We start from the raw sequence: 15,218 nt of genomic DNA on the forward strand, positions 1-15,218 counted from the left end.
GTGCAGCGCGCAGGTCAGTCGGGCAGCCCGTACTCGCCGAACCAGTGCGCCAACCGGCCGCGCCGGCTCACCGCCCGCAGCCGGCGTTCGGCGGCCTCCCGCGTCTTGGAGGTGGTCACGATCAGCAGTTCGTCGCCGATCTGGATGCGGGTCTCCGGCTGCGGGACGAACGGCCGGGCCTCACGGATGATCAGCGTGATGACGCTGGGATCGGGCAGCCGCAGTTCGAGCACGGTGACGTTGCGCAGCGACGAGCCCGGCGACACGGTCATCGTCAGCAGTTCGGCCTCGAGCACGTCCAGCGGCGCTGACTCGACCATGATCTCGCGGGTGGCGTCCGGCGAGATAAGCCCGAGCCGGTTGGCGACCGTTCGCAGACCCGGACCCTGCAGCAGCGTGAACACCACCACCAGGATGAAGACGATGTTGAGCAGCCGCTCGCTGCCGGGAACGCCCTCCACCACCGGGTAGGTGGCCAGCACGATCGGCACCGCACCGCGCAGCCCCGCCCACGAGATGAACGCCTGATCCCGCCACGGCACCCGGAAGTGGAACAGCGACAGCACCACCGACACCGGACGCCCGACCAGCAGCAGGATCAGCCCCACGACGAGGGCGGGCACCAGGTCTCGCGGCAGTTCGTCCGGCGACACCAGCAGACCGAGCAGCACGAACAGCCCGATCTGGGCGAGCCAGCCGGAACCTTCGGCGAACGAGCGGATCGCCGACCGGTGCGGCAGCCCGGAGTTGGCCAACACCAGCGCGGACAGGTAGGCGGCGATGAACCCGCTGGCGTGCAGGGTTCCACCCGCGGCGAAGGCGAGCATCGCCAGCCCGAACGTCGCGAGTGGGTAGAGGCCGGAGGCGGGCAGCGCGATGCGGCGCAGCCCTGCCGCGCCGACGAAGCCGCACGCCAGTCCGATCGCGATACCGACCCCGAGCTCGTAGACCAGCGTGAAGGCGATCTCACCGGGCGACAGGTCGAGCGGCGTGGTGCTGAACAGCAGCACCAGGATGATCGCCGGGGCGTCGTTGAAGCCCGACTCGGCCTCGAGCAGGCCGGACACCCGCCGCGGGAGTGGCACCACCCGCAGCACCGAGAAGACGGCGGCGGCGTCGGTGGACGACACGATGGCGCCGAGCAGCAGTGAGAGCTGCCAGTCCAGGCCGAGAAGCAGGTGCGCGCCGACGGCGGTGATCCCGGTGCTGACCGCGACGCCGACGGTGGCCAGCACACCGGCGGGCGCGATGACGTCGCGGATGTCGGAGAACCGCGTCGTCAGGCCGCCTTCGACCAGGATGATGCCCAGCGCCGCGGTGCCGAGCGCCTGCGCGAGCTGGGCGTCGTCGAACTGCAGCCCGACGCCGTCCTCGCCGATGAGCACGCCCACCCCGAGGAACAGCAGCAGGCTGGGCAGGCCGGCGATCGTGGCCAGCCTGGTCGCCGCGATGCTGGACAGCACCACGAGCCCGCCCACCAGCAGCGTCACGTACAGCTGCTGAACCGTCATGTCCCCGCCAGTATCTCAGTACCGATGCCGCGCCGCGCCCTCCGGTCGGTCACCATAGGTTGACACGGCGAAGGAGAACACCATGCGTATCGCGATTGCCGGAGCGGGGGCGGTCGGCCGGTCGGTGGCGAACGAGCTCGTCGAGAACGGCCACAAGATCCTGCTGATCGAGCGCAATCCGGCGAAGTACCAGCCGTCCACGGTGCCCGGCGCCGACTGGTTCCTGGCCGATGCGTGCGAGCTGGCGGCGCTCGAGGAGGCTGCGCTGCAGACGTGCGATGTGGTGATCGTCGCAACCGGTGACGACAAGGTGAACCTGGCCGCCGCGCTGCTGGCCAAGACGGAGTTCGGGGTGCCGCGGGTGGTGGCCCGGGTCAACGACATGCGCAACGAGTGGCTGTTCACCGAGTCCTGGGGTGTCGACGTCGCGGTGTCCACCCCGCAGGCCATTGCGGCGATCGTGGAGGGCGCCATCGACGTCGGCCACCTGGTGCCGCTGATGGGACTGCGCGGTCGGGCGGACGTCTCGACGCTGCGGCTGCCCCGCGAGGATCCCGGGGACAACCCGTTCATCGGGCGGCGGCTGCGCGACGTGGCGCTGCCTGCGAACAGCGCGCTGGTGGCGATCGTGCGCGACGAGCAGGTGATCCTGCCGCCGCACGCGGACGTGCTGCGCGCCGGCGACGAGTTGTGGTTCGTCGCCGACGCCGACGCCGAGGACGTGATCCGCGCGGCGGTGCGCCGGGCGTAGGTCTCGCGCGACAGATTGTGCGGCTAGACGCGACCCGACGCCGCCACCGCTGACAGCACCGCCCTGGTCGACCGCCGATTCCCGACCGTGATCCGCACCCCGCCGTCCGCGTAGTGACGCACCCGCGGGCCGGTGCCGTCGAAGACGTCGCGCCACGGGCGATGCGGCGGCAGATACACGAAGTTCGCGTGGGCGTCGGTGCTGTCGACGCCCATCGACCGCAGCCGCCTGCGCAGCAGCCGGCGTTCCGCGGTGATGGTCCGGACACGTTGCAGCAGTTGACATTCGGCGTCATAAGACGCGGCCACGGCCACCATCGCCAAGCTGCCGATACCGAACGGGAGCTGCCACGTCCACAGCGTGCGAGCAAGTGGCGCGGCGCAGAACGCGTAGCCGACCCGCACCCCCGCCAACCCGTAGGCCTTCGAAAAGGTGCGCACCACCACGGTGTTGGGAAATCGCCGCACCAGTTCTGCCGCGTCGATGCGGTGACGCGGGGCGAGGAACTCCACGTAGGCCTCGTCGAGGATCACCACGGTGTCCTTGGGCACCCGACGCAGGAACTCCTCGACCTCGGCGACGGATTCGACGGTGCCGGTGGGGTTGTGCGGTCGGCACAGCACCACCACCCGCGCGGTGCGCGCCGCCTCGGCCATTCCGTCGAGGTCGTGATGGCCGTGGGCGTCGAGTGCGACGGTCACCGAGATCAGCCGCGCCGTCGCGGCGAAGATCGGATAACCGTCGAAGGTCGGCGAGGTCATCACCATGGTGTCGCCGGGGTCGGTGACCGCCTGCAGCACCTGCATGATGACGCCGGTGGCGCCGACGCCGAGGACCACCTGATCGTCGGCGACCCCGACGTGAGAGGCGACCAGCGTGCGCAGCCGCTCGGGGAGGAACGGCGGATACCGGTTGGCCGCGTCGATCGAGGAGATCATCGCCGCGCGCACCGCAGGCAACGGCGGAAACGGACTTTCGTTGAGCGACAGCGCCAGTGGATCCGACGCGTCGGGCAGTGCGGCCACCGCATCGTCGAGCGCCAGGCGGGGGCTGCTCATCAGCTCCGTCCGCCCCAGCGCACCGCCGCGGCGCCGGCGAAGTCGCCGGCATGGGCGAACGCCGCCATCAGCACGACATCGCCCCTCTCGAGCCGGCCGTCCCGGATCGCCCGGTCCAGATTCACCGGAATGGCTGCGGCGAACAGGTTGCCGCACTCGTCGAAGGTGTCGACATGCCGGGACGCGGGCAGCTCCAACGCTTCCCGCCAGTTGCGCAGGAACAGCCGATTCGGCTGGTTGGTGACGAACAACCCGATGTCGCCGGGCGCCACGCCGATCCGTCGGCACACCGCCAACGACACCTCCGGCACCTGCCGGTTGCCCCTGGCCAGCACCTTGGTGATCTTGCCTTCGGTGAATCCGATGCAACCCTCGCCGGGGCCGGCCTGCCACCACTTGCGCGGTGGGTCGGTCGCGATGGTCATGTCGCCTGCGTATTCGCCGTAGCTGCGGCACACCACATCCAGGATGGGTGATTCGTCCGACCGCGTGATGAGCCCGACGGCGGCCCCGTCGCCGGGCACCGCGGCCTGTGCCCTGCGCCGCACGGTCGGCTGGTCGAACACCTGACCCGCCGAGTTCTGCGCCACCGCCACGAGGGCGCAGCGGCCCTCGCCCGACGTCAGCAGCTGCCGCGCCAGCTTGAGCCCGAGCACGAAAGCCGCACAGCCGCCGTTGTGCAGGTCCACCACCCACTCGAGTTTCATGCCGAGGCGATGGGCCATCGCCGCGCCGCCGCCGTAGAACGGCATGTCCGGGAGTTGTGTGTGGGTGATCAGCACATCCACCTCGGCGAGCACGTCGGGGCCGTGCCGCTCGAGCAGGCCCGCCGCGGCCCGCTCGACCATGTCGACCGCGGTCTCGTCCTCGGCGACGTGGTGGCGCCACCGCGGTGCCCGGAACATCACGTTGTCGCGCAGGTCGTCGGATTCTGCATGTCTGGCGTAGTACTCGGCACCGATCGGTTCACCGGGCAGGTACGTCGACACGTCGATCAGGCTGGCGGTCACCGGGCTCACCTCGTCCAGTCCGGCGTCACCGGCAGGCCGTTGTGGTGCCGGTACTCGGCGATCGCCTTGAGATTGTCCAATTCCAGTCGATGGCCCGCCCCGAACATGTCCCAGAAGTCGCCCACCCAGACCGGCCGCTGGGGCGGCGCCGCCTCGGGATGGGGATTGTGGTCGTAGAACGGGTGATGACAGTTGGTCCACAGCACCACCGACCCCGGCCGGTCGAACACCACCTGCGCGTCGACGACCCGCATGAGGTAGATCATCCAGAGGTGGCGGCCCTGGTCCCACGCGCAGTGGTAGTCCACCGTCCTCGCCGTGCGGTCGGCCACGGTGCGGGTGTAGATCGTGGTCTCCGACCCCAGTCGGTCGTAGGCCAGCCACAGACCCGGCTCGTCGGTGGGGGTGAAGTCGCGCAGGCTGTAGGTCCACTCGGCCAGGCATCGGGTGTCGGCCAGATAGTCGAACAGGTCGTCGGGTGGGCAGTCGACGAAGCTGTTGACGGTGCAGTAGTCGCCGAACACCTCGTCGTGCGGGTACACCGACCGCATCATCTCCATGATGACCGCGGTGACTTTCTCCCGCGGCGACGTCTCGATGCGGATGAGGCCTTCGATCGGTTCTGCGGTGCCGCGATGAGCGGTGATGTCAGCGAGCGTGGGAATCGACATCGGCACGGTCTTCCCTTCTGGTGAGTGAGTGGTCGGGTGGGTCGAGAAAGGCGGCGAACGGCGGGATCTCGTCGGCCGAACATTCGACGGAGACGACCGACGGACCGTCGACGGCCAAGGCCGTGAGCAGCGCGCCGGGCAACGTGTCGAGGTGTTCGACGTCGACCGCGGGCAGGCCGGGGAACATCGCGGCCAGGCCCGCGCCGAGCCGGCTGGCGCCGAACCTGTTGTAGGTGTAGCGCCCGCCGAAGAACCGCTGCTCGCGGGTGACGCACATGGCGTGGGCGTGGTTGTCGAAGAGCACGAAGGTGATCGGCAGCCGGTACTGCAGCGCCGTGTGGATCTCCATGCCGTGCATCAGGAAAGAGCCGTCCCCGGCGATCACCACGGTGCGCCTGCGGCGGTGGAACGCGACGCCGATGCCTGCGCCGAAGCTGTAGCCCATGCCGCCCATACCGAGCGCCACGACGAAGCGGCCGTCGCGCCGCACGGGCAGGTGGTGGATGGCGGCCGCGCCGATGTTGCCCGCGTCGACGACGAGGTCTGCTCCGTCGGGCAGTGCGGAGTCGAGTACGGCCATCGCGTCGCGGTAGCGGATGCCGGGTCCGTGGTGTGCCGGTGGCCGCAGTTCGGCCCGTGGCGCGTCACGGGGCACCCGCAAGCGCTGCGGACGTCCGGCCCCCGACAGCGACGCGATCAGCATGGACAGCGAGGCGCGCAGGTCCCGGGTGTGGACGTGGGTGCACGCCAGATACGTCGGCGCAGAACCGATCGAGTAGGTCGGCACCGTTGCCAGCGCCTTCTCGAGACCGCTGCGCGCGGTCACCGTCAATCGGGTACCGACCACCAGGCACAGCGCGCTGTCGGCCACCGACTCGGCGACGGACGGATGTCCCATCACCCCGGTCACCCCGAGTGCCGACGACGACCCGTACCCGGGTGTGCCCGCAACGTCCTTGGCGTCGGGCACGCAGGCCACCCTCGCCCGCAGTAGCGAGCGCAGCTGGGCCAGTTCCGCGCGGGCATCGTCGCGTGCCACCTGCTCACCGGCGATGATGGTGACCGGCCCGGCGGCGGTGCGCACAGCCCGCGCGATCGGGTGCGGGTCGCCGACCCACCGGTCCTCGGCCTCGGCGGGCACGCCGTTGACGTCGCTCAGCGATGCCTGCTGAATGTTTTTGGGCAGCAACAGAACCGCGGGGCCACCGGATCGGGCGGCGGTGACCGCCGCAGGCAGCGCCGCGCGGATGGCCTCCGGTGTCAGCACCCGCACGCAGAACAACGACACCGCGGAGAACAGCGACTCGGCGTCGAGTGCGCCGTTGCGGCCGCTGGTGTCCTGGAACGCGCCGCGACCGTCCAGCACGGTCGGCGGTTGCCCGACCAGAGCCAGCACCGGCACCCGGCTGGCCAGCGACTCCGCCAGCGCGGGAACGGTGTTCAGGCACCCGCCGCCCGAGGTCGCGGCCACCACGCCGAGCGGCGCACCGGCACGGCTGTAGCCGTCCGCCATGGTGGCGGCGCCGAACTCGTGCTTGGCCAGCACCGCGGTGATGTCCTCGCGGGGGTGCGCCGCATCGTAGAGATCCTCGATGTTGGCGCCGCCGACACCGAAGATCTGGGCGACCCCCACCGCCGCGAGGTGGCCGACGATGTGGTCGACCACCCGGTACGCGCTGGCCATGGTCTCACCTGTCGTCGTGACGTCGCACTGCGGTGCGCTCTCCCCAAGGACACGACAGCCGGCCCGGTCTGGTTCACCCCGTCGGGTGATTCACAGCTTTTTCTCCAGGAGCACGGTGCCGTCGGGCGACGAGATCATCTGTACGGCGGCGATGTCCTCCGGCTGCATCGGCGTGTTCGCGCTCGGCATCGCGGTGGCACCGGACAGTCCGAGCCAGGTGGCGATCTCCGAGCGGCTGCCGTCCCGGCCGATCACCACCATGGCGAGGTTCTGCGGTGCGGCGTCGCGGACACCCCAGTCGCCGTACGTACACGTCATGTCGATCCGCGTGCCCCACCCGAACCCACTCACGGTGATGGACGCGTTGATCGGCGTCGGCGACACCTTCGCCATCTCCAGTGCCGGGGCGCCGGCCTGCGTGGTGGTGGCCCGTTCCAGCCCCACCACCTCGGGCCGGATCGCGATGACGGTGCCTGCGGCGAGCAGCGCGGCCGCAAGGCCGACGGCCGCAGCGGTCACCCTGCGGTAGCGACGCCGCCGCGACCCGACGTCGTGGAGCACGGAGTCGAGCACCTCGGGCCGCAGCGGCGCCGGATCGGCGGGGTGCTCGTCGATCGCGCGGACGTCGTCGCCGTCGAGCGTGGCCAGCAGGGCCGGGATACCGCTGAGCTCGGCCACCGCGGACCGGCAGCGGCCGCAGCCGGTCAGATGCCCTTCGTATTCGCGGCGCTCGGCCTCGGACAGGGCGCCGAGCACGTAGGCGGCGTCCCAGGTGAGGTACCGGTCGTCGGGGGGCGCGGCCTCCGCCCCAGCATCACCATGATGGTTCACCGGGTCACCCCCATCTCTTGCAGATTGAGCCGTAGCGCCCGCACCGCGTAGTGCAGCCGGGACTTCACCGTGCCCTCGGGAATCTGCAGCTCCTGCGCGATCTGCCCGGTGGCGGCGCCGTCGTAGTACGCCCGCCGGATGACGGCGAGGTGTTCGTCGGACAGGCCGGCCAGCGCGGCGTGCAGTGTCATCCGGTCCAGGGTGGCACTCACCTCGTCGGGGCCGGCCCGGTCGGCCACGTCCTCCACGACCGGCGTACCGGACTCGTTGCGGTACCGCGCGCTGCGGCGGTCGTCGATGACGAGGTTGCGGGCCACCGTGAACAGCCAGGCCCGCGGCGAGCGCGCGCCGCTGTCGAGATGACTGACCGCCACCCCCTCGGGCTGCCGCCGCCAGGCTCGCAGCAGCGTCTCCTGGACCACGTCCTCGGCGCTGGCCTGGTCACCCGTGAGGCGCAGCGCATAGCGCCACAACGCCGCGGCGTGCTCGGCGTAGAGCATCCGCATCATCGCGGCCTCTGGGTCCTCCATGACCAACCTCCGTCTGTGACACGACGGCGACGGTGGTCAGGTTCATCTCCCCCGTCAGGCGGTGAGGATGCGTGGCCCGTCGTCGGTGACGGCGACGGTGTGCTCCCAGTGCGCCGCCCGTGAGCCGTCGGCCGTGACGACCGTCCATTCGTCGGCGAGCACGATGGTCTTGGTCGTCCCCAGCGTCAGCATGGGTTCGATGGCCAGCACCGAACCCGGCGCCAGCAGCGGCCCACGCCCGGGTGCGCCCTCGTTGGGTAGGAACGGGTCCATGTGCATCTGCTGCCCGATGCCGTGGCCGCCGTAGCCGGCGACGATGCCGAACGCACGGTCGTGGCGCTGTTCGGCGGCGTGGGTCTCGACCTCGATGGCGTGCGACACGTCGGTGAGCCGGTTGCCGGGCAGCATCGCGGCGATGCCGGCCTCCATGGCCGAGCGGGTGGCGTCCGACAGTGCCTCGTCGACGGGTATCAGGGCGCCCACCCCGAAGGTGACCGCGGAGTCGCCGTGCCAGCCCTCGAGGATGGCGCCGCAATCGATGGACACCAGGTCACCGGACGCCAACAGCTCGTCGCCGGACGGGATGCCGTGCACCACCCGGTCGTTGACCGACGAGCAGATGCTGGCGGGGAAGCCGTGGTAGCCGAGGAACGACGGGATGCCGCCGCCGTCGCGGATCACCGACTCGGCGACCCCGTCGAGCTCCTTGGTGGACACCCCGGGCGCGGCGGCGGACTGCACGGCGCGCAGCGCGGCGGCGACCAGCGCGCCGGCCGCGGCCATCGCGTCGAGTTCCCCGGCGCTGCGCTGCGCGACGACCTTGCGGCTGCGCAGTCTCAGCCCGGCCACGTCACTTACCGAGTGCGCGCAGCGCGCGGGCGAAGACCTCGTCGAGCGAACCGACGGCCTCGACGGTCTTCAGCTCGTCGCGGTAGTACTCCAGCAGCGGCTCGGTCTCGTCGCGGTACACCTTCATCCGGTTGTGGATGACCTCTTCGGTGTCGTCGGCGCGGCCGCGGTCCTTGAGCCGGGACAGCAGCTCGTCCTCGGACACCTGGAACTCCAGCACGGCGTCGAGCTGCAGACCGTGCGCCTCCAGGATGTCGTGCAGCGCCTTGGCCTGCTCCACCGAGCGCGGGAAGCCGTCCAGGATGAACCCGTCCTTGGCGTCGTCGTCACCGATGCGGTCCTCGACGAGCGCGTTGGTGAGGCTGCTCGGGACGAGGTCGCCGGCGTCGAGGTAACGCTTGGCCTCCTCGCCGAGCGGCGTCTTCTCGCTGATGTTCTTGCGGAAGAGGTCCCCGGTGGAGACGTGCGGGATACCGAGCTTCTCGGCGAGCTTCTTCGCCTGCGTGCCCTTGCCCGCCCCCGGCGGTCCCAGCAGAACGATCCTCACTTCAGGAACCCTTCGTAGTTGCGTTGCATGAGCTGGCTCTCGATCTGTTTCACGGTGTCCAGGCCCACGCCGATCATGATGAGGACGGCGGTGCCACCGAACGGCAGGTTCTGTACCGTGCCGGTGTTTCCGATCTGCAGGAACAGGTTCGGCAGGACGGCGATCACACCGAGGTAGATCGAGCCCGGCAGCGTGATCCGGCTCAGCACGTAGCGCAGGTAGTCGGCGGTCGGCTTGCCCGGCCGGATGCCCGGGATGAAGCCGCCGAACTTCTTCATCTCGTCGGCCCGCTCGTCGGGGTTGAACGTGATCGACACGTAGAAGTACGTGAAGAAGATGATCAGCCCGAAGTAGACGGCGATGTAGACGGGGCTGCTGGGGTCGGTCAGGTACTCCGCGACGATCCGTTCCCACCAGCCGGTGCCCGGGCTGCTGCTGCCGCTCTGGATCAGCTGGGTGATCAGGTGCGGGATGTAGATCAGCGAGGACGCGAAGATCACCGGGATGACGCCTGCCTGGTTGACCTTCAGCGGCAGGTAGGTCGACGTGCCGCCGTACATCTTGCGGCCCACCATCCGCTTGGCGTACTGCACCGGGATGCGGCGCTGGCCCTGCTCGACGAAGACGACGCCGATGATGATGATCAGCGCGGCGATGAGGACCAGGGTGAAGACCATGCCGCCGCGGCTGTCGAGGATCGACTTGCCCTCGCCGGGGATGGCCGCGGCGATGCTGGCGAAGATCAGCAGCGACATGCCGTTGCCGATGCCGCGCTCGGTGACCAGCTCGCCCATCCACATCACCAGCGTGGCGCCCGCGGTCATCACCAGCACGATGATGATCAGCGCGAAGATCGACTGGTCGTTGATGATGTCGAGGGTGCAGCCCTGCAGCAGCCCGCCGTTGGCGGCGAGCGCCACGATGCTGGTGGACTGCAGGACCGCCAGCGCGACGGCCAGGTAACGCGTGTACTGCGTCATCTTGGCCTGGCCGGACTGGCCTTCCTTACGGAGCTGCTCGAAGCGTGGGATCACCACCGTGAGCAGCTGCACGATGATGCTCGCGGTGATGTAGGGCATCACGCCCACCGCGAAGATCGACAGCTGCAGCAACGCGCCGCCGGAGAACAGGTTGATCAGTGAATAGATCTGACCGGAGTCACCGCCGCTGACCTGCTCGATGCACTGTTGCACGTTGGGGTAGTCGACACCGGGAGACGGCAGCTGTGCGCCGGCCCGGTAGAGGATCACCACGCCGAGCGTGAACAGGATCTTGCGTCTCAGGTCGGCCGTCCGCAGTGACGAGATGAAAGCCGAGAGCACTCTTCCTCCTGCGCAGCCGACCTCTCAGCGCGGCGTGCCAAATGGGGCTGGATTCGTCCAGCGTATTGGTCAAATGTGCGCGTCAGCCCCGCGGGCGCACAGCCTGCGGAAGTCGCGCGTGAAACAGTCTACGAGAGTAACAGTTGGGCATCGTCATCCCCGCATCGTTGACCAGGCCAGCCGGGGTATCGGCGGCCGGTCCGCCGGGCACGCCGGTCACGGTCCGTCCTGGTGCGCGTCGGCCGACTGGTCGATGAGGTCGTTGAGGATCCGCCCGGCCAGCGTCTCGATCGAGGCCTCGATGGAGGCGGCGAGCGTCGCGGCCACCTGGGCGACGGCCTGCGTGCGGAATCGCACCAGCATGGTGATCAGCTCGGCGATCTCGGTGTCGGCGGGCAGCCCCTCCCCCGGCCGGATCCGCTCGGTGACGTGTTCGGCGCCGGTCCGCACCAGGATGTTGCTGATCTCGGTGACCGGCGCCAGCGTCTCTTCGTAGACGTCGATCAGCTTGTCGATGCCGATGCCGTAGCCGCGGATCTCGTCGAACGCCTCGAGCAGCTTGGGCCGCACGATGGTGGCCTTCGGGTCGGAGTCGGCGGCTTCGGCGGCCTCCGGGGGGATCTCCGGGTCGAGCCGGATCAACCGCAGCGCCACCAGCCGGTCGAAGGCCGCCGGGTCGCCGACCAGTTCCTCGGCCCGGGCCCGGGTGGTGGTCTCGGGCTTCTCGGCCGCCCAGGTGCCCGCCAGTGCGGTCTCCAGGCCGAGCACGTCGCCGATGCTCTTGCCCTGCTCCCAGGCGCTGAGCATCTCGTCGACGTGGGCCAGGGTGTAGCCGCGGTCGAGCATGGAGGTGATCAGCCGCAGCCGGGTCAGGTGGGTGTCGTTGAACACCGCGATGCGGCCGACCCGAAGCGGCGGGTGCAGCAGTCCGCGGTCGCGGTAGACCCGCACGTTGCGGGTGGTGGTGCCCGCCAGCCGGGCCAGGTCGTCGATGCGGTACTCCCCGTCGGTCCCGGTGTCGAGCGCTTGGCGCACGGCGGCGTCGAAGAGCTGCGAGACGGCCGTCTCGATGAGGTCGCGGGACTGTCTGCGGACCCGCCCCGGCGCCTTGCGCAGGGTGGCCAGGATGGCGGTCACCGCCCCCGCCTGGTCGCGCGGCGGCCGCTCGCGGGCCACGGTTCAGGCGCTGGACCGGGCGACCGCGCGGCCGTCGGCCACCGCGTGGTAGTCGCCGATCCGGAAGTCGCGCATCTGTCGAAGATACTGCGTGGCGAATCCCGGGTACATCGACGCGTTGAACCCGTCCTCGGTGAGGTACCAGCTGGTGCACCCCGACATCCACGTGGTGGCGCCCAGCCGCTTCTGCAACCGCTCGTTGTAGCGGCGCTGGACGTCGCGGCGGACGTCGAGGTAGCGCCAGCCGCCGTCGAGGATGGTGGTGATGGCGCGCACGGCGTAGTCGATCTGACCTTCGACGTACACCAGCAGCGAGTTGTGACCGGGCCCGGAGTTCGGACCCGTCATGAAGAACAGGTTCGGGTAGCCGTGCGCGCTGGCGCTCTTGTAGGCCTGCGCGCCGCGCCGCCACTCGTCCTGCAGCGATCTGCCGCCGAGTCCGGTCACCGGGTACGGCGGCCCGGTCAGGTGGACGTCGTAGCCGGTGGCGAAGACGATGCAGTCGAGGTGGTGTTCGATGCCGTCGCTGGTGCGGATGCCGACGGGGCTCACGGTCGCGATGGGCCAGTCGATGAGCTTGCAGTTGTCGGCCTGCAGCGCCGGGTAGTAGTCACTCGACATCAGCATCCGCTTGCAACCCGGCGTGAAGTCCGGCGTGAGCTGGCGGCGCATCCACGGGTCCTTGACCTGGCGGTGCAGGTGGGCCTTGCCGAGCCGGGCCACCAGGGAGGTCAGCGGCGAATTCCACACCAGTGCCGTCGCGGTGGCCTCGTGTCCCCAGAACAGGGCCTGTCGCGCGATCTGTTGCGTCGCAGGAACTTTGGCGAACAACTCCTGTACCACCGGCGGCACCGACACGTCCAGGCGGGGCAGCACCCAGCCGGGGGTGCGCTGGAACACCTTGACGAAGCCGGCGCGTTCGACCAGTTCGGGCACGATCTGCACCGCACTCGCGCCGGTGCCGATCACCGCCACCCGCTTGTCGGTGAAGTCGTAGTCGTGGTCCCACCTGGCGCTGTGGATGGTGTGGCCGCGGTAGGTGTCGAGGCCGCGGATGTCCGGTGCTTTGTGGTCGGGCAGCGGGCCCGACGCCAGCACGACGGTGCGGGCGCGGTACCTCTTGCGGCCCGCCATCACCGTCCACTCCCCTGCGGTCTCGTCGAAGTGCAGGCCGGTGACCTCGACGCCGAACCGGATGCGGCTGCGCAGTCCGGACTCGTCGACGAGTTCTTCGATGTGGCGGCAGATCTCATCGGCCGGTGAGTACGCCCGCGACCAGGCCGGGTTGGGCACGAACGAGAACGAGTAGAGCAACGACGGGATGTCGCATGCCGCACCGGGATAGGTGTTGTCGCGCCAGGTGCCGCCGACCCGGTCGCTGCGCTCGAGGATGACGAAGTCGGTGACGCCGGCCTCGCGGAGCTTGATGGCCGCCCCGATGCCGGTGAAGCCTGCGCCGACGATCAGCGTGTCGTGAACCGTGGTGCGCGCCATGTCAGGCCGCCGGCTCGTAGGTGAGTTCCTTGAACCAGCTCGGGATCGGCCGCAGCAGCTTGCGCGGGTAGAGGTCGGACGCCCGCACCATCGGGTTGGCCAGCCAGTGGTACGGGTGGCGGGGGTTGACCACCATCCGGCCGTGCAGCTTGAGGATCTGGTACGTGGGCACCCGCCAGGTGAACTCGGCGCGGCCGCCGAGTTCCTTGAAGCGATTCATCGCCTTGTACAGCCGCTCCGGTTCCAGTCCCATGTCGACGATGTTGTTGCGCATCCGGTTGAGCAGCGGAACGTACATGATCATGCCGATGACCAGGCCGGGGGTGGCGAAGCTGCCGACGAAGTCGACGGCCAGCCTGCGCGCCTTGGCGTGGCCGATCATGTTGAGCACCTCGAAGTCCACCGCGATGTGCCGGGACTCGTCGTTGTTGATCTTCTCGAAGACCTTGTGACACACCGGGTCGTCGACCTCGTCGAGCAGGAACTTGAGCAGTGCGCCGTCGAGGGCCACCTCGAGCATCGGGATGACGGTGCCCAGCACGGAGAGCGACATGTCGTCGGAATACTTGTCCAGCCACTCGATGACGAGCCTGATGTTGACGTTCGGCTCCGGCATCTCGCCGTCCTCGAGCATCCCCCACCGCTTCATCAGCGCGAGTTCGGCGTTGGCGTGCCGCTGTTCCTCGGCGTGGAAGTACCGGTAGATCTCGGCCAGCGTCGGTGTCGGCGCCTTCTTGGCCAGCGCGGCGAATCCGCGGGCGCCGACGTTCTCGATCCAGCACAGGTCGGCCATGAACGCCTTGAGTTTCGGCCGGAACTCGTCGCTGATCGTCTCGGCGCCGGGGGCCTCCCAGTCGATGTCGGCCAGCGCCCACTGCCGGTCCTTGATCTTGGCCAGCATCGCGTCCATATCCATGCTCATCCGACGATCTCCTTGCTCTGCGTGGGGAGGTTGATGCGCGACACCAGGCCGACCGCGCGGGTGTAGACGCCCGGTGTGAGTCGTTTGACCGCCCAGCCCATCCGGGCGTCGAGCTGGGGCATGCAGTACAGACCGCCGCGATCGTGGGTGTCGAGGCACTGCCGGGCCACCCGGGTCGCGGACATCCCGGTCCACCGCATCAGGGTCTCGGCGAGGCGGGTCGACTCGTCGGAGATCCGTCCCGCGGCGACGATGTTGGTCTTGACGAACGTCGGGCACAGCACGGTGACTCCGACGCCGGTGCCGGACAACTCGGCGGCCAGCGTCTCCGACAGCGACAGCACGCCCGCCTTGCTGACGTTGTAGGCCGCCATCCCCGGCGCGGCACCGAAGGCGGCGGCGGATGCGACGTTGATGATGCCTGTGGAGAGGCCCGAGGCAGCCGCCTCGCGCAGTACCGGCGCGAAGACATGGGAGCCGTGGATCGGCCCCCACAGGTTGATGCCGAGTGTCCACGACCAGTCCTCGAGTGACACCTCGCCGATCGGCGCGCCGCCCGCCCCGACGCCTGCGTTGTTCACCACCAGGGTGGGTGCCGCGCCGAACCATGACTGGGCTTGCGCGGCAAGCTCTTCGACGTCGCCGATCGCCGACACGTCGCAGCGCACGGCGATCGCCCTACCGCCCTGGTCGGTGATCGCGTCGACGGTGCGCTGGGCGGCGATCTCGTCGATGTCGGAGCACACCACCTGCCCGCCGCGGTCGGCCAGCTCGACGGCGAACGCCGCGCCGATGCCACTGCCCGCTCCGGTGATCACCGCCCGTGAGTCGCGGCTGCGCCTGTCGCCGAATCCCAACATCG

Annotated in this window: 15 protein-coding genes; 1 reads left to right on the top strand and 14 read right to left on the bottom strand. The window is 69.6% G+C overall.

The genetic code is table 11. The features are described 5' to 3' along the window. Positions 1–14: 14 nt before the first annotated feature. Entirely contained in the window at positions 15–1,511 is a 1,497-nt protein-coding gene (locus AB0K11_RS04415) for a potassium/proton antiporter (protein WP_364972636.1), read from the bottom strand. 82 nt (positions 1,512–1,593) lie between these two features. On the opposite strand from AB0K11_RS04415, the gene AB0K11_RS04420 reads away from it, so the two are divergent. Beyond that, positions 1,594–2,262: a TrkA family potassium uptake protein gene (locus AB0K11_RS04420; RefSeq protein WP_364972639.1), complete on the top strand. Its 669-nt coding sequence runs from the start codon at positions 1,594–1,596 to the stop codon at positions 2,260–2,262. A gap of 23 nt (positions 2,263–2,285) precedes the next feature. Here AB0K11_RS04420 and AB0K11_RS04425 read toward each other — a convergent pair whose 3' ends face one another. From AB0K11_RS04425 to AB0K11_RS04485, 13 genes are all read right to left on the bottom strand, one after another. Then, positions 2,286–3,320 carry an aminotransferase class I/II-fold pyridoxal phosphate-dependent enzyme gene (locus AB0K11_RS04425; RefSeq protein ID WP_364972641.1) on the bottom strand — a complete coding sequence of 345 codons (1,035 nt, stop codon included), beginning with the start codon at positions 3,318–3,320 and terminating at the stop codon, positions 2,286–2,288. Then, positions 3,320–4,330, bottom strand: a complete 1,011-nt coding sequence (locus AB0K11_RS04430) for a 3-oxoacyl-[acyl-carrier-protein] synthase III C-terminal domain-containing protein (RefSeq protein WP_364972644.1) — start codon at positions 4,328–4,330, stop codon at positions 3,320–3,322. The genes AB0K11_RS04425 and AB0K11_RS04430 overlap by 1 nt, the downstream gene beginning before the upstream one ends. Before the next feature lie 5 nt (positions 4,331–4,335). Then, positions 4,336–5,001 carry an SRPBCC family protein gene (locus AB0K11_RS04435; protein ID WP_364972646.1) on the bottom strand — a complete coding sequence of 222 codons (666 nt, stop codon included), beginning with the start codon at positions 4,999–5,001 and terminating at the stop codon, positions 4,336–4,338. After that, a complete protein-coding gene (locus AB0K11_RS04440) occupies positions 4,979–6,685 on the bottom strand; it encodes a thiamine pyrophosphate-dependent enzyme (RefSeq protein ID WP_364972649.1) in 1,707 nt (568 codons plus the stop codon). Before AB0K11_RS04440 ends, AB0K11_RS04435 begins: the two co-directional genes overlap by 23 nt. Positions 6,686–6,775: 90 nt before the next feature. Continuing rightward, positions 6,776–7,516 (bottom strand): zf-HC2 domain-containing protein, encoded by a 741-nt coding sequence (locus AB0K11_RS04445; RefSeq protein WP_364972651.1) that lies wholly within the window; start codon positions 7,514–7,516, stop codon positions 6,776–6,778. After that, entirely contained in the window at positions 7,513–8,046 is a 534-nt protein-coding gene (locus AB0K11_RS04450; RefSeq protein ID WP_364972653.1) for a sigma-70 family RNA polymerase sigma factor, read from the bottom strand. The genes AB0K11_RS04445 and AB0K11_RS04450 overlap by 4 nt, the downstream gene beginning before the upstream one ends. Positions 8,047–8,100: 54 nt before the next feature. Next, a complete protein-coding gene (map, locus tag AB0K11_RS04455) occupies positions 8,101–8,895 on the bottom strand; it encodes a type I methionyl aminopeptidase (RefSeq protein ID WP_364972655.1) in 795 nt (264 codons plus the stop codon). A 1-nt stretch (position 8,896) separates the two neighbouring features. Beyond that, positions 8,897–9,442, bottom strand: coding sequence for an adenylate kinase (locus AB0K11_RS04460; RefSeq protein WP_364972658.1), 546 nt, complete (start codon positions 9,440–9,442; stop codon positions 8,897–8,899). After that, on the bottom strand, positions 9,439–10,764 hold the full coding sequence (gene secY, locus AB0K11_RS04465; RefSeq protein WP_364972660.1) for a preprotein translocase subunit SecY: 1,326 nt from the start codon (positions 10,762–10,764) through the stop codon (positions 9,439–9,441). The genes AB0K11_RS04460 and secY overlap by 4 nt, the downstream gene beginning before the upstream one ends. A 216-nt stretch (positions 10,765–10,980) precedes the next feature. Further along, the gene (locus AB0K11_RS04470) at positions 10,981–11,940 is read right to left on the bottom strand and encodes a MerR family transcriptional regulator (protein WP_364972663.1); all 960 of its coding nucleotides are present in this window, start codon (positions 11,938–11,940) and stop codon (positions 10,981–10,983) included. A gap of 3 nt (positions 11,941–11,943) precedes the next feature. Further along, positions 11,944–13,434: an NAD(P)/FAD-dependent oxidoreductase gene (locus tag AB0K11_RS04475; protein WP_364972666.1), complete on the bottom strand. Its 1,491-nt coding sequence runs from the start codon at positions 13,432–13,434 to the stop codon at positions 11,944–11,946. Position 13,435: 1 nt separating this feature from the next. Then, a complete protein-coding gene (locus AB0K11_RS04480) occupies positions 13,436–14,356 on the bottom strand; it encodes a ferritin-like domain-containing protein (RefSeq protein ID WP_364972669.1) in 921 nt (306 codons plus the stop codon). Beyond that, complete coding sequence (locus AB0K11_RS04485; protein ID WP_364973727.1) at positions 14,353–15,216, bottom strand: SDR family NAD(P)-dependent oxidoreductase; 864 nt, start codon at positions 15,214–15,216, stop codon at positions 14,353–14,355. The genes AB0K11_RS04480 and AB0K11_RS04485 overlap by 4 nt, the downstream gene beginning before the upstream one ends. Between the last annotated feature and the right edge of the window lie 2 nt (positions 15,217–15,218).

This window comes from Mycobacterium sp. NPDC050551, assembly GCF_040674075.1.
Taxonomy (GTDB): Bacteria; Actinomycetota; Actinomycetes; order Mycobacteriales; family Mycobacteriaceae; genus Mycobacterium.